We start from the raw sequence: 26,207 nt of genomic DNA, 5'->3' as shown, positions 1-26,207 counted from the left end.
AAACATTCCTAGTCAGTCTATCGAATAAAAAGTCGGGTAGAATCAGAAACTTAATAACAGATTGAACAATAATAAGGAAACGAAATGCAAATTTCGATACTTCACCTAAGCGATATACACTTCTCAGATGAAGAAAATTTCATAATAGGCTTTAACGATGAGATAGCCAGGATTTGCTATCAATCAGCTCGAGAATGTGATGCTTTCTTTATTATAGTTACAGGAGATATTGCTTATAGTGGTTCACATTCACAATATTTAATAGCTCTGGAATTTCTTACAAGAATAAAAGAACTAGTTTCCGCAGAAACGGAAGTACCCGTAAATATTCTAGTTGTGCCTGGGAATCACGATTGTGTATTAAAACCTATAGATTCTGTAAGAGAAACAATTATTGGATCAATAATTGCAAATCCTGAATTGGCAAAAGATAGCGAAATCGTAGCTAACTGTACCAAAGCACAAAAAAATTATTTTGATTTTGAATCAACTATTTTGGAAATTGTTCCAATTTATAGTGATCAGTTATGGAAAGAAATTGAAGTTGAAATAACAGGCCAAAAAATACGTTTTTCTCTTTTAAACGGCGCCTGGATGTCACAAATACCAGAGGAACAAGGTAAGTTAATTTATCCTGTAAATGACTATGAACAGCTATTTGAGCAACCAGCAGACCTAAGATTTGTACTATTACATCAGCCGTTTAATTGGTATGAACAAAATACATACCAAAATTTTAGGAAATGCCTTCAGGGCAAAGCGCATTTTGTTCTATCTGGACACGAGCACGTAACTAACATCTCTGTTTTAGATAATGACTCAGGAGACACAGTTTATTTTGAAGCGGGAGCATTGCAACCACATGGAAGCGCAATTCCAACTTTCTCAATTTTAGATTTTAAATCTGCAGAGCAAATAGTAACTGAGAATAAGTTTGAAATAATTAATGGGAACATTATTCAGGTAGACAATCCTAAAATTCGGGAATTTACAGATGACAAAAAGAATATTGTCGTTAAAAGTAAAGTTTCTAAAGAATTTTTAGCTCAAGTTAATGACCCTGGCGGTAACTTCTCTCACCTCACACAAAAAATCAATTTAGACGATGTATTTGTATATCCAGATGCCCGAAATAGATGTCATCCTGGCAATACCGCTGTTATTACATCAACTGAAAAATTAATCAGTAAAATTGATGATGGCACAAAGTTATTGTTTATCGGAGAAGAGAAGGCTGGAAAAACAGTTCTACTTTATCAAATGTTCAAAGAATGTCATTTGAAAGGTTTGTTCCCATTATATTTAAGAGCTTCATCAATTAATGCATTCACAGACACAGACATTTTAAAGGCATTAAGAAGCTGTGCAGCACAACAATATGTTGACGTAAATTGTTTCGAGCAGTCAGAGAAATCAAAACGGGTAATTTTAATCGACGATTTAGACCGTCTAAAAGGCGGCCCTAAATTTGTAGCTAAGCTTTTACAGTATTTAGAGAAACATTTTTCTGCATTTGTCATAACTGCAGACATTGGCTTTGAAGTAACAGAACTCTTAACCCCAGATGCAGCAGAAATTCTAAAACCATACGATACATATGAGTTATTGAGATTTAACTTACGTTTAAGACTTCAGTTAGTGAGGAAATGGTGCAAATGCAGTGACATTTCAAATCTTCAGGATTACGACAAGAAAGTACATCAAGTAGAAAGTATCTTAAATACTGTCGTTGGTAAAAACCTAGTTCCTTCACAACCAATTTATTTACTCATTCTGTTATTGAGCGCAGACCAGCACCAGCAGAGCGAATTGCAGAACAGTAGTTTTGCCTATTATTACCAATATTTAATTACCAAAAGTCTTAAAGATGTCGGGCTGAAGCCTGATAAATTTAACGAGCTTTTTAATTATTTGGCAAATCTGGCGTGGCTTTATTCAACAACCGAAATACATCAGGCTTCTCTGAGCGAGTTAAATGAGTTCAACCGTATCTTTTCCGATAAATATATTACGGTACAACTTAAAGAACGATTAGATTTACTAACGGCAGCAAAAATATTAACCAGACAAGATGATTATTATAGTTTTACCTACCCCTATATTTATTATTACTTTGTAGGTATGTATGCAGCAGAGCATTTAAGCCATCCTGACAACAAGGTCAAACAAATTGTTGGGGATTGGTGTTCAAACTTAAATCGTAGAGCAAACGCGCATTCGGTATTGTTTCTAACACATCATAGCAATGACACATGGGTAATCGATCAAGTAGCGAACGTCTTAAAAAATTGCTTCCCTGAATACAAGGCAATGGAGTTTAACGGGGATACTGATGTATTAAATAGTTTGATTGATTCAGTTACAGGGATATTGATAGAAGCTCCAAATGTTCACTTGAATCAAATGCAACTGCGAGAAATGCAGGATACAAATGAACAACATGACTATGAAGATTCAGACACAAACGATTTGAAATTCATAGGCAAAATTAATCTTATGCTTCGCACTGCAGAAATTTTGGGTCAAATACTGAAGAATTATTATGGATCACTAGAAAAAACGGTTAAATCTGACTTATTGCATCAAGTGGTAAGTGGGCCATTAAGGCTTATCCGAGGAATTATAGAAATAATGACGGAAGACCCTGAGGCTCTTGTTAAATCAATCGAAGGTTTAATTGATGACCCTGAAGAAAAATTAGACGCAGCAAGAAAAAAAGAGGCCGCACGAAAATTTGCATTTAGATTATTAGGATTAGTTTCTACTAACTTCATAATCAAATCCGCACAAAATATTAATACTGAATCTTTAGAAGAAGATTTAGATGCATATGTAAAAAAAGACCCGACCAATGCTAAAAAACTTCTTTATGCCGCAACTAAGCTCACACAGGCAGGAAAGATTCCAATGGATACTATAAGAAAGTTATCCGAAGACCTTCAACCAAATGCCTTTGCTTTTACTATTCTTCAATCATTGGGCGTATTCCACTTGTACTTATTTCATACAAGTTTCGAAGAAAAACAAAACTTGTGTAAATATTTGAAGATCAGTATGGACTCATCACTATCTATTGATTTATTACACAGTAAAACGAAAATGATTGGTAAACAAAATACCTAAGAAAATAGTTAATAGTCGTTGTAACGAGATAACTGTTTGAATCCCTACAACAACATAAGCCAAACGTTACACGAGTTTCGCTGGCTATCACAAGCAGCTATAGCAAATTCACTGCGCTGCGTTTCATCTCATCGTTAATGTCGATATAAAGCTGGGTTGTTGTAATACTGCGATGCCCAGCTAAAGACATCAGCACTCGAACACCAACCCCCTTGTTTGCCAATGTCGTAATAAACGTTCTGCGCCCACTGTGGCTTGTCGCACCTGTGATACCTGCCTTTTTATAGAGCGTTTTAAACTCTTGTGACAGCGTATTTGAATTGAACCCGTCTCTATTACGTTGCGAGTAAATCACTGGCTTAGTATCGTCCGTTGATTTAACTAGCTCCGCGTATGTCGAAAGCTCTTTTCTGAGTTTTTCACCGACCATAATCGTGCGGCCATGTTTGCCTTTGGTCTGCTCCGCTTTGAGCCGTATCTCGTTTTTGATTGAGCCGTCACCGTCCTTAATGTCCTTCCATTTAAGCGCTGCGACTTCACCAACTCGCATCCCTGCGTAGAACGTTAGCAATACCATTGCCTTGTTACGCGCTGCATTTCGACCTGCTGCCGCTACTGCCAAAACGCGTTTTAACTCAACTTCTGATAGTGACTTTGCCTGTGCCATATTGACCCCAATACACGTATTTTTCGTTTGTTGAGTGTAATTTCATAGGTAATACCTTTCCTACTGAAACTTTGCTCAACACATTCCCTTTGATTTCATTGGCCTACTGCAATACCTAAGAATTTAACTATTCATACAGGTAATAAGACTAATAAAAAGGGCGAAAAATGATTAATAATGTAGTGTTTCCAATACTGGTATTGGCTAGTTTGACGGGGTGTAATAAAGCGAGTGAACAAGCGAATAATGAAACTGGCTCGCCTGCTGAACCTGCGAGTGCAGCATCGAGCGCCATATCTGGCTATAAAGATTTTGTGTTTGGCATGTCGAAAAGTGATGTTGCAAAACTACCTGAATGTATTGATAACTATAAAGCGACTTTTACATCCGACTTTACTGAACGCAAAGTAAAGCAATTAGAAGCTGATTTACAAGGGCGAACCAATAAGGAAATCAGAATCGCCGAATTACAGAAATCGATTACTGAGTATCAAAATAACCACCCACCAATTCCTAACGATTGCGATTCAAAGCCTACTTACTTACATGATAGATGTTTAATCAATGCACATAATAACGAAGTAGCTTTAGGTGGACAGGATTTTATAGATTATGAGCAGCAACAAAGAGAGTTAAATCAGTTAGCCCCTAATGCACATCCAAACGCCGCAGAGTTAGAGCAACAACTCGTTCAAGTGAAGGCAGACGGAAAAGCATTCGACGACAAAGTAGCTACCTTCGATTCAGGTATAGTTGACCAATGGTTAGCAAACTCTGCGAATCCTTTGATTGGTGGCGGATGCACTATTGAGTTTATGTCTGAGAAGCGAACACTTATCCCTTACGTTGAAAACGGCAAACTTGTCGCCGTCGAATTAAATTTGGGGCAATTTAATAACGAGCGCTACGTTTCTCTGGGTAAAGGTTTAGCAGATAAGTATGGGATGACCCAGAATGTTTCTGATGAACAAATTTCAGCGTTTAATAAAGCGCAATTGGATCAAGTTGTCATAACCTTTGCAGCGGGACAAATTGGTCTTTATGCGACCAACCATAGCTCTGTTTTCTTTTTGACGAATGACATTAGCTCTGCTGTGCCAACACTGGATCGCTTTATGAAACTGGTTTATGTCGATGCAGCCCATACTAGTAAATTATCGGCAGAAGCTCAAAAGGGCAAAACGAAGGCAAATGATCTATAGTGTTTTATGATTATCGAATAAAAAAAGACCCCAATTACGGGGTCTTAAACTTCTAAATTTAAATCATAACAAGGGAATTGTTATGATTTTATTCTACAACATCCTATTAGACTATCTCAATCAGTTTTCTGTACGTATTGCTTGTATGCCTTTATCCAATCGGTTGCCATAGCCTGTCTCGCTTCTGCTAAAGGCACTCTGCCATCACAAACCAGTTTATACAACTTCAGTTCTAATACGTCTTTCTTAGATGCATTCCATTCACTTATGCGAGTCTGAGGCCACAGGTTCAATCTGTCTTCTGGTGCACCACCGATATTCAGTGGAATGAGATGGTCTTCTTCATAGTGTTTAGGGTTTTGATCAGCAAAGCCATACTCTCTTAGCTGCGATTTCTTCAGCTTGTTGGTGTAATACGCGGGTGGTCGCACCGTCTTTGTATAACCTTTGACGCATACTGTCTCTTGTATATTTTCCTGAGTAATACTTGAATCAATTGCACCAGGTGTAATTAAAGGGTCAGGTAGATCACCAGCAAAGGCTAAATGACATGCTAAAAGACTGCTTAGTAGTAGATATCGCCCACCTTGAATTTTCAAAGTCATTTTTTTATTACCTATTCTATGAATATGAACAATAGACGCAAATGCAGCCGTTAATTAAGACCCTAAGAAGTTTTAATATCGTTCAATAGATCATTATGCAATTCGTGATACTTAGAACATGGTTCCAAATAGAACCATGTTCACAATATGAGCCTGCTTCAGTTTTAATTTTGATAGTCAGGGAAACGCCCCAACGCAGTATTTTTAATTAAGGCTTTTGCGCGTTTCAAATGCCGACTAATTATCACGCTCATCACTAATTTACTTGTCGAATCAGGGTCTTCAACTGAGTATTCTTCTCTATTATCTTCAGTGTATAAATCAAACTCCTGAAAAATCCGCCAATCAGGCATACCTTCACCATAAGGTTTATGATTTTCCGTCCAGAATTTATATATATCTAAATGAAGCTTTAAAGCTTTAATCTTAGGTCTTCCCAGCACCTTATACAGAGCCTGAGATGTCTTTAGTGTACGTTTCCCCTGTTTCCCTCTGTGCAGCTCATCTAATAGCTGACTAAAGCTCTGTTTCAATGAGCGCTTCGATTGCGTTCTAAGTGGAACTCTAATAAAAACTAAGTCATCTTTTTCGTTAAATTCATGTGGCAGAAGATCATCGTAGTCATCAATCACAGTGAAGTAGTCATTAAAACCACGTTCCGAAAACAACTCATTACCACGTTGAGTTAAATTCCACCAATCCTCAAATGTCAGTGAATGAACGTCCCCCATATGATGATAAAGCTTATCCAATTTATGTCGTTTTGATTGAGAAAATGGGTCTCGTTTTTGGGCGCAACATTTTTCATATGCATCGTTGCACTTCAGATACTCATACCACCAATAGTAAATACAATTTTCCCAATTTTTCAAACGTTCCGCAGGGTCAGTTAAAGAGAAATCAGGTGGCGGATAAGAAAAGGCAGGTATCCAAGTCATAAGTAATATTAACACCTGATATGTTACGTTTCAAAGTGCAATAGTGTTTATATATCAAACATATAAAATATCAGTTGGCTTGTAACTCAAGTCAATTTTCAATAACTAATAAAATGTAACTTACTAATTTATAGAGAGAAACTTATGTTAAACACTAGTGATAAAATTGTAACAATACCAACCGAATCACCAATTCATAGCCCAGAAAATTTAGCTACCAGCTTCAATAATTTTTCGCGAAAATCAACAGAATCAGTCATTGAAATGGCTAAGATTGTCGTTGCTGCAAAAAAGCTACCTGCTGCCGACTACCAAGTTTTCTGTTCGCAGATTCGCTTTGATAGCCAGTCAAAAGCTTTAGTTAAATTAAATAAAATTGGCTCAAAAGCCGACTTATTTATGCAACACGCAGTAAATTTACCAAGTAATTGGACCACCCTTTACATACTTGCAGCACTTAGCGATGACGCTTTTACTAGCCTCGCTTTACAACAAAAGCTCAGCACTTCACTAACTGGCGCAGAAGCGCAAAAACTTGTGGATGCAACTACCGATAAGCCTTCAAGTTCCATTCAGAACCCAAAGCCGCCTGTTGATTCTCCAGCTTTACCAACTAGCAACCAAACTGTATTAGCTGACAATCGTTATTGCATTGCAATTCACTTCGAAAATACGCCAACCTCACATGAAGTACTGGAACTTAAAACATTCGTAGATGCTTACCAGCAACGTGCAAAGTGCAGTGTCGCTTTTAGCAAAATACTCGAAAATATGTTGGCTGAACTTCAACTAACTGCAGAAAGCGTGGTTTAAACATGGACGCCCTAGTTAATCAAACTGACTGGGCGCAGAAATATCGCCCACAAAAGCTCGAAGACATGATTTTGCCTGACAGCACTATGTCTCGATTAATCAAAATGCGTGACTCAAAACAAAGGTTAAGCCTTCTTTTTCACGGAAATCCTGGCACTGGTAAAACAACTGCTGCACGTTTATTACATGACAATTTTTATGAAACAAATTGTTCTATGTTCAGAGGCATTGATTCAATAAAAACGCTTGAAAAAATTGCTATGACACCGTCTATTTACAGTGACTTCCGAGTAATAGTAATGGATGAAAGTGATGCACTAACACCTGATGCTCAAAATAGTCTGCGTAATACTATTGAAAAAATGTCATTCGGTAATATGTTTGTGTTCACTGCAAATAATCCTGAAAAATTGTCTGCCGCATTGCATTCACGTCTTCATCCAATTGATTTCACATTTAACAGTGGTGATCTCTTACTGAGACAAAAAATGGTTGTTAGGGCGCAGCAAATACTTGAGAACGAGGGTCTGTCTGCTGATACAAGCGTAATTCAGTCAATAGTACGTAATTGTTTTCCCGATATGCGTAAAGTGCTTAAACAATTGCAGTTTGAAATTGCTTTAGCGTAATAAACAAAAAACCCCATTCTTTGGGGTTTTTTGTTTAGGGAAATTGATTGATGGCTTCTCAAATATTTTGCCATTTGCTGGGCGATTCTCCAGCTTTCTGATTTCCCCAAATCTTAATATTTCTCGCTATAAATATAATATATTTCGCTAATAGCGAATAATGTTTTGACATTCTATCTTAATTGAGTTTTAATGCTCATGTAGCTAAAGAGCATAACTCGTTGTGTTGTATGGGTCAGGTAACTGACTGTGGAGTCTTTGACTCTAATGTATGTCCCTCACATGTCGCATTACGCAGATTGCAGTATGTAATACGATATATGAGTCGGCATAAGCACGTTTGAAGACAACTATTCAAACGTGCTGTTAGTAGTGGGGTAAAAATTTGCCAATAGCTCTTCCTTATTGTGGACAACGACCACTGGCAACTGTTGTCAGTGGCACAACAAGGAGAATTACCATGTGTAATTTGAAGCATACCGTTTGGCATTGGTTGATTAGTAAACTGAAGTCGATTTTACGTAGTCCGACAACAATTCAAGTTTTAGCACTTTTATTACGTTTTGTTGTTTTAGTTTTACGTATTATTGATTCACTGCATTAGTCAGCACCCCAACTCTCTAAAAGGATACGTTTTGTTAAACCGTGCTTTAAAATTGCTTCGAACATACCACCAATATACTCAAACTGATTTAGCTAAAAAGTTTGAGATTTCGAATACGTACTTGTGCGAAATTGAAAAGGGTGTCAAAACTCCGCCGATAGAGCTTCTCACTAAATATTCCGAAACTTTCAAAATGCCAGTGTCTACCATTTTGTTATTTTCAGAAGAAATGGCGAAACCTTACAAGCCAACCGATAAATTAAAAGTGGCTGCTGCAGACAAGGTTCTGAAGCTACTAGAATGGATCGAAGAAACTGATCTGGTGACTAATGCATAAGCAATACTCAATTGATCAGTCGCCTCTATATCGTATTGTTGGGCTTAATCAACTTGAGAAACGCCTAAATATCAAGTTAAACAGACTTGATAGGCTACTGAAAGATGGAAGTTACCGTACTTTTCTAAATAAAAAAAATAGACCAATACAGCATCCAGTTGGATTGCTTAATGTAGTGCACGGCAAAATCGCCTACTACTTAGCTCGAATTCGAGTTCCTGATTATGTCTATTCTCAGAAGTTTAGATCATATGTAGATAATGCTTATGAACATAAAGGCATTCATCCAGTCGCTAAGACAGACATATCAAAATATTTCCCTAGTATCAGCAAACAGATGGTTAAACAAATGTTTGTCGAACAGTTTAAATGTGCCAAAGATATTGCGGAGATATTGGCAAATATTTGTTGCTTTCAACAAAAGCATTTACCTACAGGCAGCGTGATTAGTGGTTATGTTGCTTTCTTTGCCTGCAAAAAACTCTTTGACCAAATTCACTCACATGCAAATTCCGCAGGCTGCAGCTTTACTTTGTATGTCGACGACTTAACCATATCTGGCTCACAAGCAAATAGAGCATTCTTGTATGAAATTCGTAAAATGATTCTTAGTTATGGGTTGAGCATGTCTGTTGAAAAAACCATAACTTATTCGGCTTATGCACCCAAAAAACTCACAGGCGTAATTGTCAAATATAATCAATGTTTACTACCCAATGAACAGCATAAAACAATACGTGATAAAAAAATTGCTATTCAAAATGCAGTGTCAGAAGCTGATAAAGTCATATTAAAGAAGTCCTTAAAAGGCTCTTTGCAACAGGCCAAACAAATTGAAAAGGTAAATGCTGGTTTGATAGATTACCAGCCTACCCTCATTTATAGCTGATTCTTACTATCTCGAAATAAATAAAGGTATAACTAAGCTATCATTAGCACCCCTGACAAACTGACTCTTCTCCGACACTTTCACACCAGCATCAGCTAGTGTCGAAAATGCCTTCTCAGCGATTTCATTCTCACCCACAGTAAAACTCATTACGACCAGCTCTGAATCAGTCGTTATGTGAACCTGCCTTATGTGTCCGAACGTTCCATATCTAACCAAAGCAACACTATTGATACGACCTAACGGCAAAGATAGCTCTTTCTTATATTGCTTAAGCCCTTCGTTCCAAGTCACAAAATAAAGTGCATCACCTGTTTGAATGACATAACTTGGTCTTAGGTCTGCGACAGTCGAATCAAGTGATGTCACACCGAACAATGCTTTTTCTTGTGCTTTAATTTCTGCTGACTTGATCCCTAAGTTAGCTATTGAATCAGCATTAAACGTGGGTGCTTCTGTCGGAAATGTCGTGCATCCAACTAATGTAAACAGCAAATAAAGTGCTATTAAGTAAAGCATCAAATTATTATTTTTCTTCATTATCGAAACCTTAATTCAAAAAGACTATTGATTGAGCATTAATAATAGCAAAGCCTATTAACACTCTTAATGACATACCTACGGTAGCACTTAATCAATTAAATAATATTGTCTCTCAATGTTGTTTAAGACTGCTTCGCAGTGCCTACGGCATAGTTTGTTGCCGCAGTTGAGCCAGCAATTGCAGTTTTTACTGTCGGTTACCTTAATCGGTTTGGGCATCCTAAAGTGCAAATCGTAGATAAATATGAGGCGATAGGTAGTCATATATATCGCTCAGACCAAGATGGCGCGGTATTGCTCGATTTTACTGAAAAGCAGGGCATCATCATTCAACGATGGCGGCAACAGGCAAAACACTACTGGACTGCTCAAAGCGAATAGTTACCGAAGAACACTATGGTTGTGAATGGTCACCGATTGTTAAGAAAGGTAAATGCCAGCGATTAATATAAGGCGTGCTTGCTGAAAATCTGCCCGCGCGCTAAAGTAGCGGCAATTTATAGAACCTTTAGGAGCACTTCTGTGTGGGAAATTATTCTAGCGGCTGGCTGGCCAATCTGGCCTCTGATATTCGCTTCTGTAGTGACCTTGGCGATTATCGCTGAGCGTTTTTGGGCTTTGCGCGAAGACATCGTCGCCCCAAGTAATTTACTACCAGAAGTACAAAAAGGCTTAAGCCAAGGCAGCATTACCAAAGAAGCCTGTGACAAATTGGCGCAGCATTCTTTACTCGGTGAAATATTTGCCAGTGCTTTGAGCAATATAGATGCGCCACGCGAAGTCATGAAAGAGGCCATTGAAGAGTCTGGTCGCTCAGTTGCTCACAAATTGGATCGTTATCTTACGGCTCTGGGAACTATTGCTACAGTTAGCCCTTTGCTTGGTTTGCTTGGTACCGTCATCGGTATGGTGGAATTGTTCGGCGCCTTCACTTCTACAGGCCATGATATTGCACAGTTTGCTCGCGGCATTTCAATTGCGCTCTACAACACAGCCGGCGGTATTGTGGTGGCTGTGCCAGCGATGATTTTCTATCGTTATTTCCGCGGCAAGGTTGATGGTTTAATCATCGAAATGGAGCAACAGGCAATCAAGCTGGTTGAAATCATCCACGGCGTTCGTAAATAATTATTAAGGCCATCTAGACATGAATTTTCAACGCGGAAAAAAGCACGAAGATCTGGAAATGAACCTAGTGCCACTGATTGACGTTCTGTTGGTCATCATCATCTTCTTGGTCGTCAGCGCGACTTTCTCACGTGTGAGCGAACTACAGATTAATCTGCCGACGGCTGAAGCTAATCCGCAACAGGAAAAGCCGCTGATAATCACAGTAGATATTGATGCATCAGGACATTATTCGGTGAACAGCACTGCACTATCTGACCCCAATGTGGCGAGCATAGGCGAGGCATTGCGCCGTGCCGTGCCTGATGGTAAAGATCCAACTATCGTGATTAATGCAGATGGTAATAGCACTCATCAGTCTGTAGTGAATGTGATGGAAGCAGCCCGTCAGGAAAACTTCACTCACATCACTTTTGCTACTCAAATCAAATCGGGCTCTTAATATCCAAAGCCATGTTATTACTTGGCTTTGTTTGTTCTTGAATCACTTGCGCATTGAAAGAACACATCAAAATGATGTGTTCTTGTCGTTTTAATAACCACTAAAAAGTATGTCAAAGAAAACATCCCAACCTGAAATGAATGCCCCAATCTCAGACGCAAAGACGCTTTATCTGCGTCTAATCAAATATGCTACCCGCTATTGGGTGGTCTTTGCATTGAGTGTTGTTTCACTCGTAATTTTATCGGCTACTAATACTGGTTTTCTCGCCACCATCAAAATGGTGACGGATGAAGGCTTTGTGAAGCAAGACTCAGCCAAGCTCAGTATCCTGCCGCTTATGTTATTCGGTCTATTGGCGATTCGCGCGGTCGCTGGGTTCTTATCCAATTTTGCTATGCGATGGGTAGGGCGTCGAGTTGTCGAAAATTTACGTCGTGATGCATTTTCCAAGTTGATGAGCTTACCTGTGAGTTTTTTTGATGCGCATTCAGCTGGGATTGTGACTTCCAAGCTTACTTTTGATACCGAGCAAATGGCCAGAGCGAGCACCAGTGCGGCTGTCAGCGCAGTACGAGATAGCCTGACGATTATCGGTATGCTCGGTTATATGCTTTATCTGGATTGGCGCTTGACGCTGATTTTCGCCATTATGGCGCCGCTGATGACGGTGTATCTCAAGAAAATGTCACCTAAACTCCGAGAGGCTGGTACCACGGTACAAGAGTCTATGGGGGAGATGACCCAAGTCGCTGAAGAGGCTGTGACAGGCCAGCGCATGGTGAAAATATTTGGCGGTTCTGACTATGAGTTTCAGCGATTTAGTCATGCGGTAGGTAAAAATCGTCACATGCAAATACGATTGGCACGAATCTCGGGCATCAATAGTATGGTTGTAGAACTTCTAGCCGCGCTGGCTCTGGGCTTTGTCGTCTATTATGCAGTCGGCAAATTTACTGCGGGTGAATTCGCTGCATTTATTGGTGCTTTGCTAATGTTGATTTCACCTATTAAAAGCCTGACGGGCTTGAATGAAGATATGCAAGTCGGTCTCGCTGCGGCTAAGAGTATATTTTCTCTAATGGATAGCGTGCCTGAGGTTGATGGCGGTGAAGAAACAGTCGACCGTGCTAAAGGTGAAATCGAGTTTCGCCATGTGACGCTGCAATATGAAAACGCAAAACGCCCAGCGCTGAATCAATTGAGTTTTAGCGTTAAACCAGGCGAAAAGCTTGCATTGGTAGGCAGATCCGGCGGCGGCAAGACCACCCTGGTGAATCTGTTGCCACGTTTCTATGAGCAGCAAGCTGGCGATTTGCTGCTTGATGGTGTTGATGTACGTACTTTAACTCTCAAAAATCTACGTCAGCAATTTGCGCTGGTCAGCCAGGATGTCATTCTCTTCAATGACACAGTATTTAATAATATCGCCTATGGCCTTTTGCGTAATGCGAGTGAGGCTGAAGTGATTGCGGCGGCCAAAGCTGCACATGCTTGGGAGTTCATTCAGCAATTACCAAATGGGCTATATAGCCAGATCGGTGATCGCGGCGTACGCCTCTCTGGTGGTCAACGGCAGCGATTGGCGATTGCCCGTGCCATTTTGAAAGATGCACCCATACTCTTGCTCGATGAAGCCACTTCAGCGCTTGATACAGAGTCCGAACAACATGTGCAGGCCGCGCTAGATACCTTGATGCACAATCGAACCACTATCGTTATCGCACATCGACTCTCAACTATTGAGAATGCAGATCGCATACTGGTGCTAGAGCAAGGTGAAATCATCGAAAGCGGTACACATGCTTCGCTACTTGAGGCGCATGGGCATTACGCAAAGCTGTATCAAAAACAATTCCATTAAATTATGGCGACCTCCATCAACGCATGGTTTAAAGAGGCTTTGCAGCGCAGATGGTATGGCCTTAGCGTCTGGCATGTTCTATTAATACCACTCTCGTGGATATTTGGATTTCTTTCATATTTTCGAAGAGTAGTTTATAAGCTCGGGCTTTTTAAATCTTACAAACTCCCTGTGCCTGTTGTTGTTGTCGGCAATATCAATATTGGCGGCACAGGTAAAACACCGCTGGTGCTATGGTTGTCAGAGCAGCTAATTCATGCAGGATACTCTCCTGCGATTATCAGTCGCGGTTATGGGGCCAGCCACAGCAAAATTTCCCCAGTCTATGCAGATAGCAATCCTGGCTTGGTAGGCGACGAACCTGTTCTGCTTGCTAAGCGTGCGTCATGCCCAGTGTGGGTGGGGGGCGACCGTATTGCGGTTGCGCAAAAGCTGCTTCAAGTTCACCCGAAATGTAATGTGATCATTAGCGATGATGGATTGCAGCACTATCGGTTGAAGCGCGATATTGAGCTGGTTGTGGTTGATGCCAGTCGGGGTTTTGGTAATGGCTATTTGTTACCTGCAGGGCCGTTGCGCGAATTGGTGGATCGATTGAAAAAAGTGGATGCCGTGATTTTTAATGGTGGTCAACCTACCCAGGATTCTGCAGCCAATCATTTTGGTATGTCGTTGCAGGGCAAGCAGTTTCAATCTTTAGCCGATGATACACAGTTTGCTACTGCAAAGGATTTTGCAGGAAAAAAATTACATGCGGTCGTTGGCATCGGTAATCCACAACGCTTTTTTCAGCAACTTGAGAATCTTGGTTTGCGGTTTGATCGCCATGTATTTTCAGATCATCACGCTTTTAAGGTGGCGGATTTGCAAATTCAAGGCGCTGAAGTAATACTGATGACGGAAAAAGACGCTGTAAAATGTCAACCCTTTGCAAAAGATAACTGGTGGTTTTTGCCAGTAGAGGCGATTGTGGAAGATCGTCTGACTGCGTTGATTATGAGTAAACTAGCCATGTTTAAGGCTTTAAGTAAATAACAAGCAGGATAGAATCTATGGATAAAAAATTACTTCAAATATTGGTCTGCCCGGTCACAAAAGGGCCATTGATTTATAAAAAGGAAGCGCAGGAGTTGATTTCGTGCTCTGCACGCTTGGCTTACCCTATACGTGATGGTATTCCAGTGATGCTGGAAGACGAAGCCAGAAAATTGGCTGCTGAAGAAGAGGTGTAGGTTTGCACTTCCATGTAGTCATTCCCGCACGTTACGGCAATAGCCGTTTGCCAGCCAAGCCAATGCTCGACATTGCTGGTAAGCCGATGGTGGTACGCGTGTTCGAACAAGCCTTATCTAGCGGGGCAGCCTCGGTGACGGTAGCCACTGATCATCAGGCAATTGCTGATCAAGTACATGCCTGCGGATTTTCTGCTGTGATGACACGCCAAGATCACGCATCAGGAACAGATCGTATTGCGGAAGTCGCCAAGATTTTTGGTTGGCCAGATGAGGCAATTGTAGTGAATGTGCAAGGTGATGAGCCCTTAATCGATCCTGATCTGATAAGGGAAGTCGCTGCCAACCTTGAAGAACATCCTCATGCTTCTATTGCAACGGCAAGTCATCCACTGCATGACCATGTGGTGTTGCTTAACCCTAATGTGGTGAAGGTGGTGATGGATCAAGCAGGTTATGCACTTTACTTTAGCCGCGCGCCGATTCCATATCCACGCGATGCTTTTGCAGGGAATCAACCTTTACCTGTAGATGCAAAGCATTATCGACACATTGGCATTTATGCCTACCGCACTTCATTCCTCAACACATACGCAACCCTTCAGCCTGCCAATATCGAGCAGCTAGAGTCTCTTGAGCAACTACGTGCCTTATGGCATGGCTACAAAATCAGCGTTGCAATTACAGATAATGCGCCAGCCACGGGTGTTGATACTGAGCATGACTTGATACAAGTACGTCAGCACTTTGCCGGGATAAATTAAAGACATTAAGTTTTGCCCTTGTTCAATTGCAATAATTTGATGCTTTTATTCATTACTTTTTAACTTATTTAAGTGGGTTGATTTTAATGAATTTATTTTGGTTTTTTGCTCTGAATTCGCAAGAAAATCTACTCCTTAGCCTAATGAAATTCACAAATTAGGCTTGACGATATTCAAGCTTCCTTGCTATAGTCTCACTTCTCGGCGCTAGGTATTTAACTAGATAACGAAGCGGACGCGGGGTGGAGCAGTCTGGCAGCTCGTCGGGCTCATAACCCGAAGGTCACAGGTTCAAATCCTGTCCCCGCAACCAAACTGTTCTGACATAAGTCACGCTTGAAATAGTAATAACCGCTCTTTAAAAAATTGAACAATCGATAGGTGTGAGTGCTTGTAGTTGAGGCAGTCATTTAACGGCTTGATGTTATTTGTGCGGTGCTTGTTAAAGGGCGCTGTGCAGGTTTAACAGGAGAGTTTGCGTTACTTGGCACTCAAGATACAAGTCTTAACACCTTGAATGAACTTTGTAAGAAGCTTGGGCTAGCAATAGCCAAAGCGACGAACTGAAGATTCATTTGAGTGAATTAAGCAAAAGCGACATACAGACCTTCGCAAGAGGGTCAAAATTAAGTAATAGTTAGGTTTAAACTGAAGAGTTTGATCCTGGCTCAGATTGAACGCTGGCGGAATGCTTTACACATGCAAGTCGAACGGCAGCACGGGAGCTTGCTCCTGGTGGCGAGTGGCGAACGGGTGAGTAATATATCGGAACGTACCTTTTAATGGGGGATAACTAGCCGAAAGGTTAGCTAATACCGCATACGCCCTGAGGGGGAAAGCAGGGGATCTTCGGACCTTGCGTTAATAGAGCGGCCGATATCTGATTAGCTAGTTGGTGGGGTAAAAGCCTACCAAGGCGACGATCAGTAGCTGGTCTGAGAGGACGACCAGCCACACTGGAACTGAGACACGGTCCAGACTCCTACGGGAGGCAGCAGTGGGGAATTTTGGACAATGGGCGAAAGCCTGATCCAGCCATTCCGCGTGAGTGAAGAAGGCCTTCGGGTTGTAAAGCTCTTTCGCAAGGAAAGAAAACTTATCTCCTAATACGGGGTGAGGATGACGGTACCTTGATAAGAAGCACCGGCTAACTACGTGCCAGCAGCCGCGGTAATACGTAGGGTGCGAGCGTTAATCGGAATTACTGGGCGTAAAGCGTGCGCAGGCTGTTTTGTAAGTCAGATGTGAAATCCCTGGGCTCAACCTAGGAACTGCGTTTGAAACTACAAGGCTAGAGTGTAGCAGAGGGGGGTAGAATTCCACGTGTAGCAGTGAAATGCGTAGAGATGTGGAGGAATACCAATGGCGAAGGCAGCCCCCTGGGTTAACACTGACGCTCATGCACGAAAGCGTGGGGAGCAAACAGGATTAGATACCCTGGTAGTCCACGCCCTAAACGATGTCTACTAGTTGTTGGGAGAGTAAAATCTCTTAGTAACGCAGCTAACGCGTGAAGTAGACCGCCTGGGGAGTACGGTCGCAAGATTAAAACTCAAAGGAATTGACGGGGGCCCGCACAAGCGGTGGATTATGTGGATTAATTCGATGCAACGCGAAAAACCTTACCTGGCCTTGACATGTACCGAATTTGGGAGAGATTCCTTAGTGCTCGAAAGAGAACGGTAACACAGGTGCTGCATGGCTGTCGTCAGCTCGTGTCGTGAGATGTTGGGTTAAGTCCCGCAACGAGCGCAACCCTTGCCATTAATTGCCATCATTTAGTTGGGCACTTTAATGGGACTGCCGGTGACAAACCGGAGGAAGGTGGGGATGACGTCAAGTCCTCATGGCCCTTATGGCCAGGGCTTCACACGTAATACAATGGTCGGTACAGAGGGTTGCCAACCCGCGAGGGGGAGCCAATCTCAGAAAGCCGATCGTAGTCCGGATTGTAGTCTGCAACTCGACTACATGAAGTCGGAATCGCTAGTAATCGCGGATCAGCATGTCGCGGTGAATACGTTCCCGGGCCTTGTACACACCGCCCGTCACACCATGGGAGTGGGTTTCACCAGAAGTAGTTAGTCTAACCGCAAGGAGGACGATTACCACGGTGGGATTCATGACTGGGGTGAAGTCGTAACAAGGTAGCCGTATCGGAAGGTGCGGCTGGATCACCTCCTTTCTAGAGAAAAATCCTTGGCTGCAAGCATTCACACTTATCGGTTGTTTAAATAGCGCAACACTAAAAGATTGGTCCTCAAAGACAAGACTTCGAGGGTCTGTAGCTCAGCTGGTTAGAGCACCGTCTTGATAAGGCGGGGGTCGTTGGTTCGAGCCCAACCAGACCCACCAGATTCCTCATGAAGATAGCCTCAAATGGGGGATTAGCTCAGCTGGGAGAGCACCTGCTTTGCAAGCAGGGGGTCGTCGGTTCGATCCCGTCATCCTCCACCATTCAATTAGTGTAAGTAGTTAGTGATCAATGCTTGTGATGAGCATTGATCACTAACGTCTTAGGGCGTTAGTCTGATCTTTAACAAAATGGAAGAAGTAAAGTGAGCACATGAATACTTGTGATGAGATTCGTGTGTTCAAAATGGGTAGTAATTGATTGCAAAATCGAAATGTTTTAACGCGTTAAGTTCTGGCCTAGTTCTCTAACTAGGCTGGTAATAAGACGGTTATTTCAAGTTCAACAATATCTGCTTGGTATTGTTGGAAGTAATGCTTTAGAAAACCTATAGCTGGCAGATTTACTCCCTGCCGCGAAACTGAGTAAGGCGAGTTAGCAACTTCACCGTTGTTTAGCGGACCCGTAAAAGGGCTCAGGTTTTAACGTTATAGGATCAAGCGAATAAGTGCATATGGTGGATGCCTTGGCGATTACAGGCGATGAAGGACGTGGTAGCCTGCGTAAAGTCTCGGGGAGCTGGCAAACAAGCTTTGATCCGGGAATGTCCGAATGGGGGAACCCACCCGCAAGGGTACTTTTATCTGAATACATAGGATAAATAGAGCGAACTCAGCGAACTGAAACATCTAAGTAGCTGAAGGAAAAGAAATCAACCGAGATTCCGGAAGTAGTGGCGAGCGAACCCGGAAAAGCCTGTTATTTTTAGCAGACGCGTTAGTAGAATGGAATGGAAAGTCCAGCCATAGAGGGTGATAGCCCCTTATACGAAAACCCGTTTGTGGAACTAGGATAACGACAAGTAGGGCGGGACACGAGAAATCCTGTCTGAACATGGGGGGACCATCCTCCAAGGCTAAATACTCGTAATCGACCGATAGTGAACCAGTACCGTGAGGGAAAGGCGAAAAGAACCCCGGGAGGGGAGTGAAATAGATCCTGAAACCGTATGCATACAAACAGTGGGAGCGGACTTGTTCCGTGACTGCGTACCTTTTGTATAATGGGTCAGCGACTTACATTCAGTAGCAAGCTTAACCGATAGGGGAGGCGCAGCGAAAGCGAGTCCGAATAGGGCGATAGTTGCTGGGTGTAGACCCGAAACCAAGTGATCTATCCATGGCCAGGATGAAGGTGCCGTAACAGGTACTGGAGGTCCGAACCCACTAATGTTGAAAAATTAGGGGATGAGCTGTGGATAGGGGTGAAAGGCTAAACAAACTTGGAAATAGCTGGTTCTCTCCGAAAACTATTTAGGTAGTGCCTCGTATATAACTCTTGGGGGTAGAGCACTGTTATGACTAGGGGGTTCATAAGAACTTACCAACTCATTGCAAACTCCGAATACCGAGAAGTTCAATTACGGGAGACAGACCATGGGTGCTAACGTCCGTGGTCAAGAGGGAAACAACCCAGACCGACAGCTAAGGTCCCAAATGACGTGCTAAGTGGAAAACGAAGTGGGAAGGCACAGACAGCCAGGAGGTTGGCTTAGAAGCAGCCATCCTTTAAAGAAAGCGTAATAGCTCACTGGTCGAGTCGTCCTGCGCGGAAGATGTAACGGGGCTAAGCACGTAACCGAAGCTTCGGATGCTGCATTCTTCGGAATGTATGCATGGTAGGAGAGCGTTCTGTAGGCCTGCGAAGGTGTTCTGTGAGGAATGCTGGAGGTATCAGAAGTGCGAATGCTGACATGAGTAGCGATAAAGGGTGTGAAAAGCACCCTCGCCGAAAGCCCAAGGTTTCCTGCGCAACGTTCATCGGCGCAGGGTGAGTCGGCCCCTAAGGTGAGGCAGAAATGCGTAGCTGATGGGAAACAGGTTAATATTCCTGTACTTTTATGTAATGCGATGTGGGGACGGAGAAGGTTAGGTCAGCCATCTGTTGGAATAGGTGGTTCAAGCGTGTAGGGAGATCCTTTAGGCAAATCCGGAGGGTCAATTCTGAGGCGTGATAACGAGTGCACTTGTGCACGAAGTGATTGATACCAAGCTTCCAAGAAAAGCCACTAAGCTTCAGTTACATAAAAACCGTACCGCAAACCGACACAGGTGGGCAGGATGAGAATTCTAAGGCGCTTGAGAGAACCCGGGAGAAGGAACTCGGCAAATTAGCACCGTAACTTCGGGAGAAGGTGCGCCCCGGTAGAGTGTAGAGACTTGCTCTCGAAGCTCGATGGGGTTGCAGTGAAAAGGTGGCTGCGACTGTTTAATAAAAACACAGCACTGTGCAAACACGAAAGTGGACGTATACGGTGTGACGCCTGCCCGGTGCCGGAAGGTTAAATGATGGGGTGCAAGCTCTTGATTGAAGCCCCGGTAAACGGCGGCCGTAACTATAACGGTCCTAAGGTAGCGAAATTCCTTGTCGGGTAAGTTCCGACCCGCACGAATGGCGTAACGATGGCCACACTGTCTCCTCTCGGGACTCAGCGAAGTTGAAATGTTTGTGAAGATGCAATCTACCCGCGGCTAGACGGAAAGACCCCATGAACCTTTACTGTAGCTTTACATTGGACTTTGACAAGATTTGTGTAGGATAGGTGGGAGACTTTGAAGCGGTGTCGCTAGATATCGTGGAGTCAACCTTGAAATACCACCCTGATGTTGTTGAGGTTCTAACCTAGGTCCATTATCTGGATCGGGGACCGTGTATGGTGGGCAGTTTGACTGGGGCGGTCTCCTCCCAAAGAGTAACGGAGGAGTGCGAAGGTAACCTAGGTACGGTCGGAAATCGTACTGATAGTGCAATGGCATAAGGTTGCTTGACTGCGAGACGGACAGGTCGAGCAGGTGCGAAAGCAGGTCATAGTGATCCGGTGGTTCTGTATGGAAGGGCCATCGCTCAACGGATAAAAGGTACTCTGGGGATAACAGGCTGATTCCTCCCAAGAGTTCATATCGACGGGGGAGTTTGGCACCTCGATGTCGGCTCATCACATCCTGGGGCTGTAGCCGGTCCCAAGGGTATGGCTGTTCGCCATTTAAAGTGGTACGTGAGCTGGGTTTAAAACGTCGTGAGACAGTTTGGTCCCTATCTGCCGTGGGCGTTGGAAGTTTGAGGGGGGCTGCTCCTAGTACGAGAGGACCGGAGTGGACGGATCTCTGGTGGACCGGTTGTCATGCCAATGGCATAGCCGGGTAGCTAAATCCGGAAGAGATAAACGCTGAAAGCATCTAAGCGTGAAACTCGCCTCAAGATGAGACTTCCCCGAGCTTTAAGCTCGCTAAAGAGTCGTTCGAGACCAGGACGTTGATAGGTCAGGTGTGGAAGCGCAGTAATGCGTTAAGCTAACTGATACTAATTGCTCGTGAGGCTTGATCCTATAACCTTAAGACTTGAGTTCATGTAAATGAATCGCAAAGTTAAGGTTGTTGTTCTAAAGCAACGCAATCAATTGCAATACAAAAACTTTACTTCTTCTGTTTGTTACAGACAGTTGTATCCGCGTTTTAATGCGCAACCAGTGATGGTGATACAGCTTCACGCTAGATTGAACAAATTGTTCAGTCAAAGCGACAGCTTAATTGGGCTTGAGGCCTAAGCGGGATAACTCTCGTGAACACTCAGGCACTTACCGGTTATGTCTGGCGTCCATAGCGAATTGGAACCACCCCTTCCCATCTCGAACAGGGCCGTGAAACGATTCTGCGCCAATGATAGTATGCTCTTCGCATGCGAAAGTAGGTCAACGCCAGGCTTCTTATACAAAAAACCCTATCAGTGATCTGATAGGGTTTTTTCATTTTCGGGACTTAGAGATGTAAGTTCTCAAAATTGACACTTATATGATGAGATTATTAAATACAATGAGATAGCTTGTATTTGTAAACTATTTATTCTATATTGATTGTAAGGTCTTATAGAGAATCATATTTATGCATGCTCCTTTGATTACAAAATACATTTATCAGATTCGTAGCCGTAACGGTGCGATTGTAGATAACTTGCAGATTTATGGCCGTGATGAAGAAGATGCGCAACGTAAGTTGCAGCAGATGTATCGGCATTGTGAAATTCTTGAGACCCGCGTCGTAAGCCCAGAGCGCAATTCGACTTCAAGCTACGAAGATATACTTAGTCTGATATCCAACAATTCTTGATTGATGAGTTCATTCAGTAAATCCTTGTAGTCTTGCGCGCCAGTGCTATAGGCGCTGTAACGAAACACATCTAGCTTGTATTGCGGGCTCTCTGCAACAGCCACATTTTCTGAAATCACAGTTTCACACACGTCATTACCAAAGCTGACTTTGGCTTGTTCATGCACATCAAATGTCATTTTTCGTCTTCTATCGTAGCAAGTCATCAAATATCGCCTGTTTACCCGTTTCTTTAGGACAGGCTCTAAAGCTTTCAATGTTTGCTCAACTTTTTGCGCGCCTTGTAGTGACAGGAAGTCTGAAGCGATAGGGATGATCAGCAGGTCTGCAGCAAAGATAGCACTAAGTGAAAGCACGCCAAGGTAAGGGCAACAATCAATCAAGGTAATACGTGGTGACCATTGCTTATCAGATGCTTCAAGACCTAGTTTAAGCTTATTCAGAACCGCTGGGCCCTTGCCAAATATAGAGTCCACCTTGATGAGTTCACGGTGAGATGGGATCAGTCGACCCAAATGACTCCAGTCTATTTCAAGCTGGTACAGGGGTTTATTATCTTGATAGAACGAGAACAGGCTTTGATTTGGGCTCTGTGGTGCTTGCGCATGCATATTGGTGAGATGCGCTTGAGGATCCATGTCAATGACTAAGGGAGGGCTGTCACTGATGTTCAGAGCCGCTGCTAAATTAAGTACAGTAGAAGTTTTGCCTACCCCGCCTTTTTGATTGAATACGGCGATTCTTGTCATTGTTTACGTGTCCCTACACCATCATCTTCAATGGCAAGGTCAGGGATATGATTGAAAGCAATACGCATAGGAGCATCACCAATAGCATTGTGGGCACCACCAAAATATACCGTATTTTTGCCGTAGCGCATATTGAGCTTGTCTAATGCTTTATTTAGTGACGATTTTGATTTTGCAGGCAATTGCGGAGCGTGAAATTGTGGTGAAAACAAATCTAGCGCACGAACGCCTTCTTCTACCAATCCGCTAAGTACAACACCGATTTTAAGTGGGATAAATCTATTGGCAGGGTAGGTCTTCCATATCTGTTCTAGCGCCTGTGTGAGTATTAATGTGTCGTCTGTAGGTGCAATCGCACTTTCGTTAGCCCAGCTTTCACGATTGATAAATCTAATATGCACTTGAACAGTGGTTGCTTGCAGCTGATAACTTCTGAGGCGCATGCATGCCTTTTGTAATAAGCGGTGGAGTACGGCAATTGATGCTTCTGGGTTGCGCAAGTCAGGAGGCAATACATGAGAGTGCCCTAAGCTACGCCTAGGATTTTTACGTTCAGTTGGTTCGAATCCACGCAACTTTTCATACATCACCTCACCCTCAATACTGCCCCAGGCTGCGCGTAGTTGTTGGCGATTCGCTGAATATAATGCCTGCATGGAATCAATCTTAAAATCCTGTAGTCTTTGCTCCATCTTGCTGCCTATACCGCTTAAAGCACGTATCGGTAGCTGGTAAAGCTTCTCTGGCAGATCATGCGCTTGTAAAACGACACATCCATCAGGCTTTTGCATATTAGAGGCTAGTTTGGCCAAGAATGTATTGGGCGCAATGCCGATGGAGCTACGAATATATTCCCCTGCTTGCTGTCGCAATGCAGATTTTATTTTCTGCGCTAACGCTAGGGCATTCTCATATATCTGCTGGCTGCCTGTAAGTTTGCACACCATTTCATCAATGGATAAAACTTTTTCAACATGTGTGCACGATTCAACGATATCAATCAGCTTATGGTGATACCTTACATATAGCTCCGGCCGAGCTTGCACAAATATCATCTCGGGGCAAAGTTTGCGGGCTTCATGCACTTTAGTGCCTGTTTTTACGCCATACTTTTTGGCTTCATAACTCGCTGCGATACAGCAAGTGGTTTCAGCCATCACTGGTAAAACCCCAACTGGTTTGCCACGTAACTGTGGTACTTCCTGCTGCTCTACCGAAGCAAAGTAAGAATTAAAATCAACGTATAAAGCGCCTAGCTGCATGTATATATGGATTCAAATAATAGTGAATGACGAATAATAAAAATTAAAAGCGTAAGGATTGCACTAATCGGTCTGACTAATATCATACCTGTATGCACATGATTGGAGAGTAATGAAATGAGTGAAAAAGTCGCAATATTTGCAGGCGGTTGTTTCTGGTGTACCGAGCCTGTATTTACACAATTAATAGGCGTTAAGAGTGTAGCCTCTGGCTATATCGGCGGCCATACTTTAAACCCTACTTACAAAGAGATATGTAATGGTGATACCGGCCATGCGGAGGGCATCAAGATTACGTTTGATGATGAAAAAATATCATTTGAAGAATTACTCGAGATATTTTTCCTGGCACATGACCCAACAACCCCTAATCGGCAAGGGAACGATATTGGCACACAATATCGCTCAGCCGTTTTTTGTCAGGATGAAGAGCAACGCGAAATCACCAAAACGGTGATTGCTCGCGTTGATGCAGAACATCTATGGCCGAGGCCTATTGTCACGCAAATTAATGGTGCGGAGACTTTTTATCCAGCAGAGGATTATCACCAGTATTATTTTGCCAAGAATCCTAACCAACCCTATTGCCTGGCAGTGGCGGCGCCCAAGGTGGCCAAGATACGTGCAAAATATGCTGAAAAGATTAAGCCTGCCTGAGCTGGTTAGATACCACGACGGCTTAGCCACTGCATACGGAAAAAATGTAAGCCCATAACAATAGCAATCAAGGCCATGATGCCGATTGCAATCCAAAAACCAAAGGTATCTTTAAGCAATGGCATTTTGTCGAAATTCATGCCAAATATGCCTGAAATCAGCGTGGCTGGCATGAACATCATGGTCACTACCGTCAGCGCGCGCACTTCTTTGTTCAACTGATTGCTAATGGTTGAGAGGTAGATATCGAGCATGCCCGCCAATAGGTCACGCACGGCCTCTAGCGATTCAATCACATGCACGGCATGGTCATATATGTCGCGCAGATAAAGTACGGTGCTGGCCTCAAAAAAGCCTTCATCATTACGAATCAGATTGTTGATGACTTCACGTGTAGGCCACACGCCACGCCTCAGCTCCATGCTTTCACGCTTCAGTACCTGTATTTTTTGTAGCAGAGTAGGGGATGGTTTGCGTAGTAGCTTCTCTTCAAGCGTTTCGCAATGGATGCCAATATCTTCAATGATACTGAAATACTGATCCACGATCACGTCAATCAGCGCATAGGCCAGATAATCCGTTCCTGCCTGCCGAATATGGATTCGGCCATTGCGCAGACGCTCACATACAGGTTCAAAGCACTCTGTCACTTGCTCTTGAAATGTCAGCACAAAATGTTTGCCCAATATCAAGCTCACTTGCCTGGAAGACAAATTGCCAGAGCGTTTAAACTCAAAATTGCGCAGCACGATGTATAAGTAATCACCATAACTCTCTACTTTTGGTCGCTGGTCAGTATTTAAAATGTCTTCAAGTACCAAAGGGTGCAGATTGAACTGTTTGCCTATTTCACTAATAAAGTTGGGATCCTGAATGCCTGATAAATTCAGCCAGATTTTATTTTTTTCATCTGGTTTGATGTCGGCGAGGTCAGCAATTTCTATCATTTTTTCGTGCAGATGGTCTTCGCAGTAATCAATCAGGCTCAATGTCGGTTTTTCCGTAGTGATATCGCCCATGTAAACGAGTGAGCCTGGAGCCATGCCGATTTTATGTTTTTTACTTTTTTTCATCTTTAGTCATCGTCTATAAGGGTTGTGTCTATATTTGAATAATAGCGCGTTTCTGCTGGCGTGCTTTTCAACATGATTGTCGATTTCCCAGCATGGATTATTCGATATATTGACGTTTTCTCAGGAAAGCCATTCATTTACTACAAAATTTATCAAAATTATCGTAGTTT

The 26,207-nt window shown here is 42.7% G+C and carries 22 protein-coding genes, 3 tRNA genes and 3 rRNA genes; 21 read left to right on the top strand and 7 right to left on the bottom strand.

The features are described 5' to 3' along the window. The first annotated feature begins 84 nt into the window (after positions 1 to 84). Positions 85 to 3,123, top strand: coding sequence for an STAND family AAA ATPase (locus tag ZMTM_RS10390; protein ID WP_221763782.1), 3,039 nt, complete (start codon positions 85 to 87; stop codon positions 3,121 to 3,123). Positions 3,124 to 3,220: 97 nt separating this feature from the next. Here the strand turns inward: ZMTM_RS10390 and ZMTM_RS10385 are convergent, their stop codons facing one another. Beyond that, positions 3,221 to 3,790 (bottom strand): tyrosine-type recombinase/integrase, encoded by a 570-nt coding sequence (locus ZMTM_RS10385; protein ID WP_221763781.1) that lies wholly within the window; start codon positions 3,788 to 3,790, stop codon positions 3,221 to 3,223. A 167-nt stretch (positions 3,791 to 3,957) separates the two neighbouring features. Between ZMTM_RS10385 and ZMTM_RS10380 the strand changes: the two genes are divergently transcribed. After that, a complete protein-coding gene (locus ZMTM_RS10380) occupies positions 3,958 to 4,992 on the top strand; it encodes a hypothetical protein (RefSeq protein ID WP_221763780.1) in 1,035 nt (344 codons plus the stop codon). A gap of 116 nt (positions 4,993 to 5,108) precedes the next feature. Here the strand turns inward: ZMTM_RS10380 and ZMTM_RS10375 are convergent, their stop codons facing one another. Both ZMTM_RS10375 and ZMTM_RS10370 read right to left on the bottom strand, forming a co-directional pair. Next, a complete protein-coding gene (locus ZMTM_RS10375; RefSeq protein WP_221763779.1) occupies positions 5,109 to 5,597 on the bottom strand; it encodes a hypothetical protein in 489 nt (162 codons plus the stop codon). A gap of 164 nt (positions 5,598 to 5,761) precedes the next feature. After that, positions 5,762 to 6,535 (bottom strand): hypothetical protein, encoded by a 774-nt coding sequence (locus ZMTM_RS10370; protein ID WP_221763778.1) that lies wholly within the window; start codon positions 6,533 to 6,535, stop codon positions 5,762 to 5,764. 144 nt (positions 6,536 to 6,679) lie between these two features. On the opposite strand from ZMTM_RS10370, the gene ZMTM_RS10365 reads away from it, so the two are divergent. From ZMTM_RS10365 to ZMTM_RS10350, 4 genes are all read left to right on the top strand, one after another. Next, positions 6,680 to 7,348 (top strand): hypothetical protein, encoded by a 669-nt coding sequence (locus ZMTM_RS10365; protein ID WP_221763777.1) that lies wholly within the window; start codon positions 6,680 to 6,682, stop codon positions 7,346 to 7,348. A gap of 2 nt (positions 7,349 to 7,350) precedes the next feature. Next, positions 7,351 to 7,977, top strand: a complete 627-nt coding sequence (locus ZMTM_RS10360; RefSeq protein ID WP_221763776.1) for an AAA family ATPase — start codon at positions 7,351 to 7,353, stop codon at positions 7,975 to 7,977. Positions 7,978 to 8,612: 635 nt separating this feature from the next. Continuing rightward, positions 8,613 to 8,918 (top strand): helix-turn-helix domain-containing protein, encoded by a 306-nt coding sequence (locus ZMTM_RS10355; protein ID WP_221763775.1) that lies wholly within the window; start codon positions 8,613 to 8,615, stop codon positions 8,916 to 8,918. Continuing rightward, the gene (locus ZMTM_RS10350; protein ID WP_221763774.1) at positions 8,911 to 9,807 is read left to right on the top strand and encodes a reverse transcriptase family protein; all 897 of its coding nucleotides are present in this window, start codon (positions 8,911 to 8,913) and stop codon (positions 9,805 to 9,807) included. Before ZMTM_RS10355 ends, ZMTM_RS10350 begins: the two co-directional genes overlap by 8 nt. A gap of 6 nt (positions 9,808 to 9,813) precedes the next feature. On the opposite strand, the gene ZMTM_RS10345 is transcribed toward ZMTM_RS10350, so the two are convergent. Further along, positions 9,814 to 10,347 carry a hypothetical protein gene (locus tag ZMTM_RS10345; RefSeq protein WP_221763773.1) on the bottom strand — a complete coding sequence of 178 codons (534 nt, stop codon included), beginning with the start codon at positions 10,345 to 10,347 and terminating at the stop codon, positions 9,814 to 9,816. Positions 10,348 to 10,575: 228 nt separating this feature from the next. On the opposite strand from ZMTM_RS10345, the gene ZMTM_RS10340 reads away from it, so the two are divergent. From ZMTM_RS10340 to ZMTM_RS10275, 14 genes are all read left to right on the top strand, one after another. Next, entirely contained in the window at positions 10,576 to 10,731 is a 156-nt protein-coding gene (locus ZMTM_RS10340; RefSeq protein WP_221763772.1) for a hypothetical protein, read from the top strand. A gap of 141 nt (positions 10,732 to 10,872) precedes the next feature. Continuing rightward, positions 10,873 to 11,478 (top strand): MotA/TolQ/ExbB proton channel family protein, encoded by a 606-nt coding sequence (locus ZMTM_RS10335; protein WP_221763771.1) that lies wholly within the window; start codon positions 10,873 to 10,875, stop codon positions 11,476 to 11,478. A gap of 19 nt (positions 11,479 to 11,497) precedes the next feature. Then, the gene (locus tag ZMTM_RS10330; protein WP_221763770.1) at positions 11,498 to 11,920 is read left to right on the top strand and encodes an ExbD/TolR family protein; all 423 of its coding nucleotides are present in this window, start codon (positions 11,498 to 11,500) and stop codon (positions 11,918 to 11,920) included. 109 nt (positions 11,921 to 12,029) lie between these two features. After that, complete coding sequence (gene msbA, locus ZMTM_RS10325) at positions 12,030 to 13,784, top strand: lipid A export permease/ATP-binding protein MsbA (RefSeq protein ID WP_221763769.1); 1,755 nt, start codon at positions 12,030 to 12,032, stop codon at positions 13,782 to 13,784. Positions 13,785 to 13,787: 3 nt separating this feature from the next. Continuing rightward, complete coding sequence (lpxK, locus tag ZMTM_RS10320; protein WP_221763768.1) at positions 13,788 to 14,819, top strand: tetraacyldisaccharide 4'-kinase; 1,032 nt, start codon at positions 13,788 to 13,790, stop codon at positions 14,817 to 14,819. A gap of 17 nt (positions 14,820 to 14,836) precedes the next feature. Then, positions 14,837 to 15,016 (top strand): Trm112 family protein, encoded by a 180-nt coding sequence (locus ZMTM_RS10315; protein ID WP_221763767.1) that lies wholly within the window; start codon positions 14,837 to 14,839, stop codon positions 15,014 to 15,016. A gap of 2 nt (positions 15,017 to 15,018) precedes the next feature. After that, on the top strand, positions 15,019 to 15,780 hold the full coding sequence (kdsB, locus tag ZMTM_RS10310) for a 3-deoxy-manno-octulosonate cytidylyltransferase (protein ID WP_221763766.1): 762 nt from the start codon (positions 15,019 to 15,021) through the stop codon (positions 15,778 to 15,780). 236 nt (positions 15,781 to 16,016) lie between these two features. Continuing rightward, positions 16,017 to 16,093: transfer RNA gene (locus ZMTM_RS10305), tRNA-Met, on the top strand. Between the two features lie 332 nt (positions 16,094 to 16,425). After that, a 16S ribosomal RNA gene (locus ZMTM_RS10300) occupies positions 16,426 to 17,965 on the top strand. A gap of 93 nt (positions 17,966 to 18,058) precedes the next feature. Then, a tRNA-Ile gene (locus ZMTM_RS10295) sits at positions 18,059 to 18,135 on the top strand. 26 nt (positions 18,136 to 18,161) lie between these two features. Next, positions 18,162 to 18,237 (top strand) — tRNA-Ala (locus tag ZMTM_RS10290). Positions 18,238 to 18,627: 390 nt separating this feature from the next. Beyond that, positions 18,628 to 21,518: ribosomal RNA gene (locus ZMTM_RS10285) — 23S ribosomal RNA — on the top strand. Between the two features lie 261 nt (positions 21,519 to 21,779). Continuing rightward, positions 21,780 to 21,893: ribosomal RNA gene (gene rrf / locus ZMTM_RS10280) — 5S ribosomal RNA — on the top strand. Together the 16S, 23S and 5S rRNA genes with 3 tRNA genes alongside form the textbook arrangement of a ribosomal RNA operon. Positions 21,894 to 22,083: 190 nt before the next feature. Continuing rightward, on the top strand, positions 22,084 to 22,296 hold the full coding sequence (locus tag ZMTM_RS10275) for a hypothetical protein (RefSeq protein WP_221763765.1): 213 nt from the start codon (positions 22,084 to 22,086) through the stop codon (positions 22,294 to 22,296). On the opposite strand, the gene ZMTM_RS10270 is transcribed toward ZMTM_RS10275, so the two are convergent. After that, complete coding sequence (locus tag ZMTM_RS10270) at positions 22,257 to 23,045, bottom strand: ParA family protein (protein WP_221763764.1); 789 nt, start codon at positions 23,043 to 23,045, stop codon at positions 22,257 to 22,259. The two genes, ZMTM_RS10275 and ZMTM_RS10270, sit on opposite strands and share 40 nt — an antisense overlap. Further along, positions 23,042 to 24,307 carry a DNA polymerase Y family protein gene (locus tag ZMTM_RS10265; protein WP_221763763.1) on the bottom strand — a complete coding sequence of 422 codons (1,266 nt, stop codon included), beginning with the start codon at positions 24,305 to 24,307 and terminating at the stop codon, positions 23,042 to 23,044. Before ZMTM_RS10265 ends, ZMTM_RS10270 begins: the two co-directional genes overlap by 4 nt. Positions 24,308 to 24,424: 117 nt before the next feature. On the opposite strand from ZMTM_RS10265, the gene msrA reads away from it, so the two are divergent. Beyond that, entirely contained in the window at positions 24,425 to 24,964 is a 540-nt protein-coding gene (gene msrA, locus ZMTM_RS10260) for a peptide-methionine (S)-S-oxide reductase MsrA (RefSeq protein ID WP_221763762.1), read from the top strand. A gap of 5 nt (positions 24,965 to 24,969) precedes the next feature. Here the strand turns inward: msrA and corA are convergent, their stop codons facing one another. Continuing rightward, positions 24,970 to 26,037, bottom strand: a complete 1,068-nt coding sequence (corA, locus tag ZMTM_RS10255; protein ID WP_221763761.1) for a magnesium/cobalt transporter CorA — start codon at positions 26,035 to 26,037, stop codon at positions 24,970 to 24,972. Positions 26,038 to 26,207: the final 170 nt, after the last annotated feature.

Source organism: Methyloradius palustris (genome assembly GCF_019703875.1).
GTDB classification, from domain to species: domain Bacteria; phylum Pseudomonadota; class Gammaproteobacteria; order Burkholderiales; family Methylophilaceae; genus Methyloradius; species Methyloradius palustris.
This window is presented reverse-complemented; position numbering and strand designations above follow the sequence as displayed.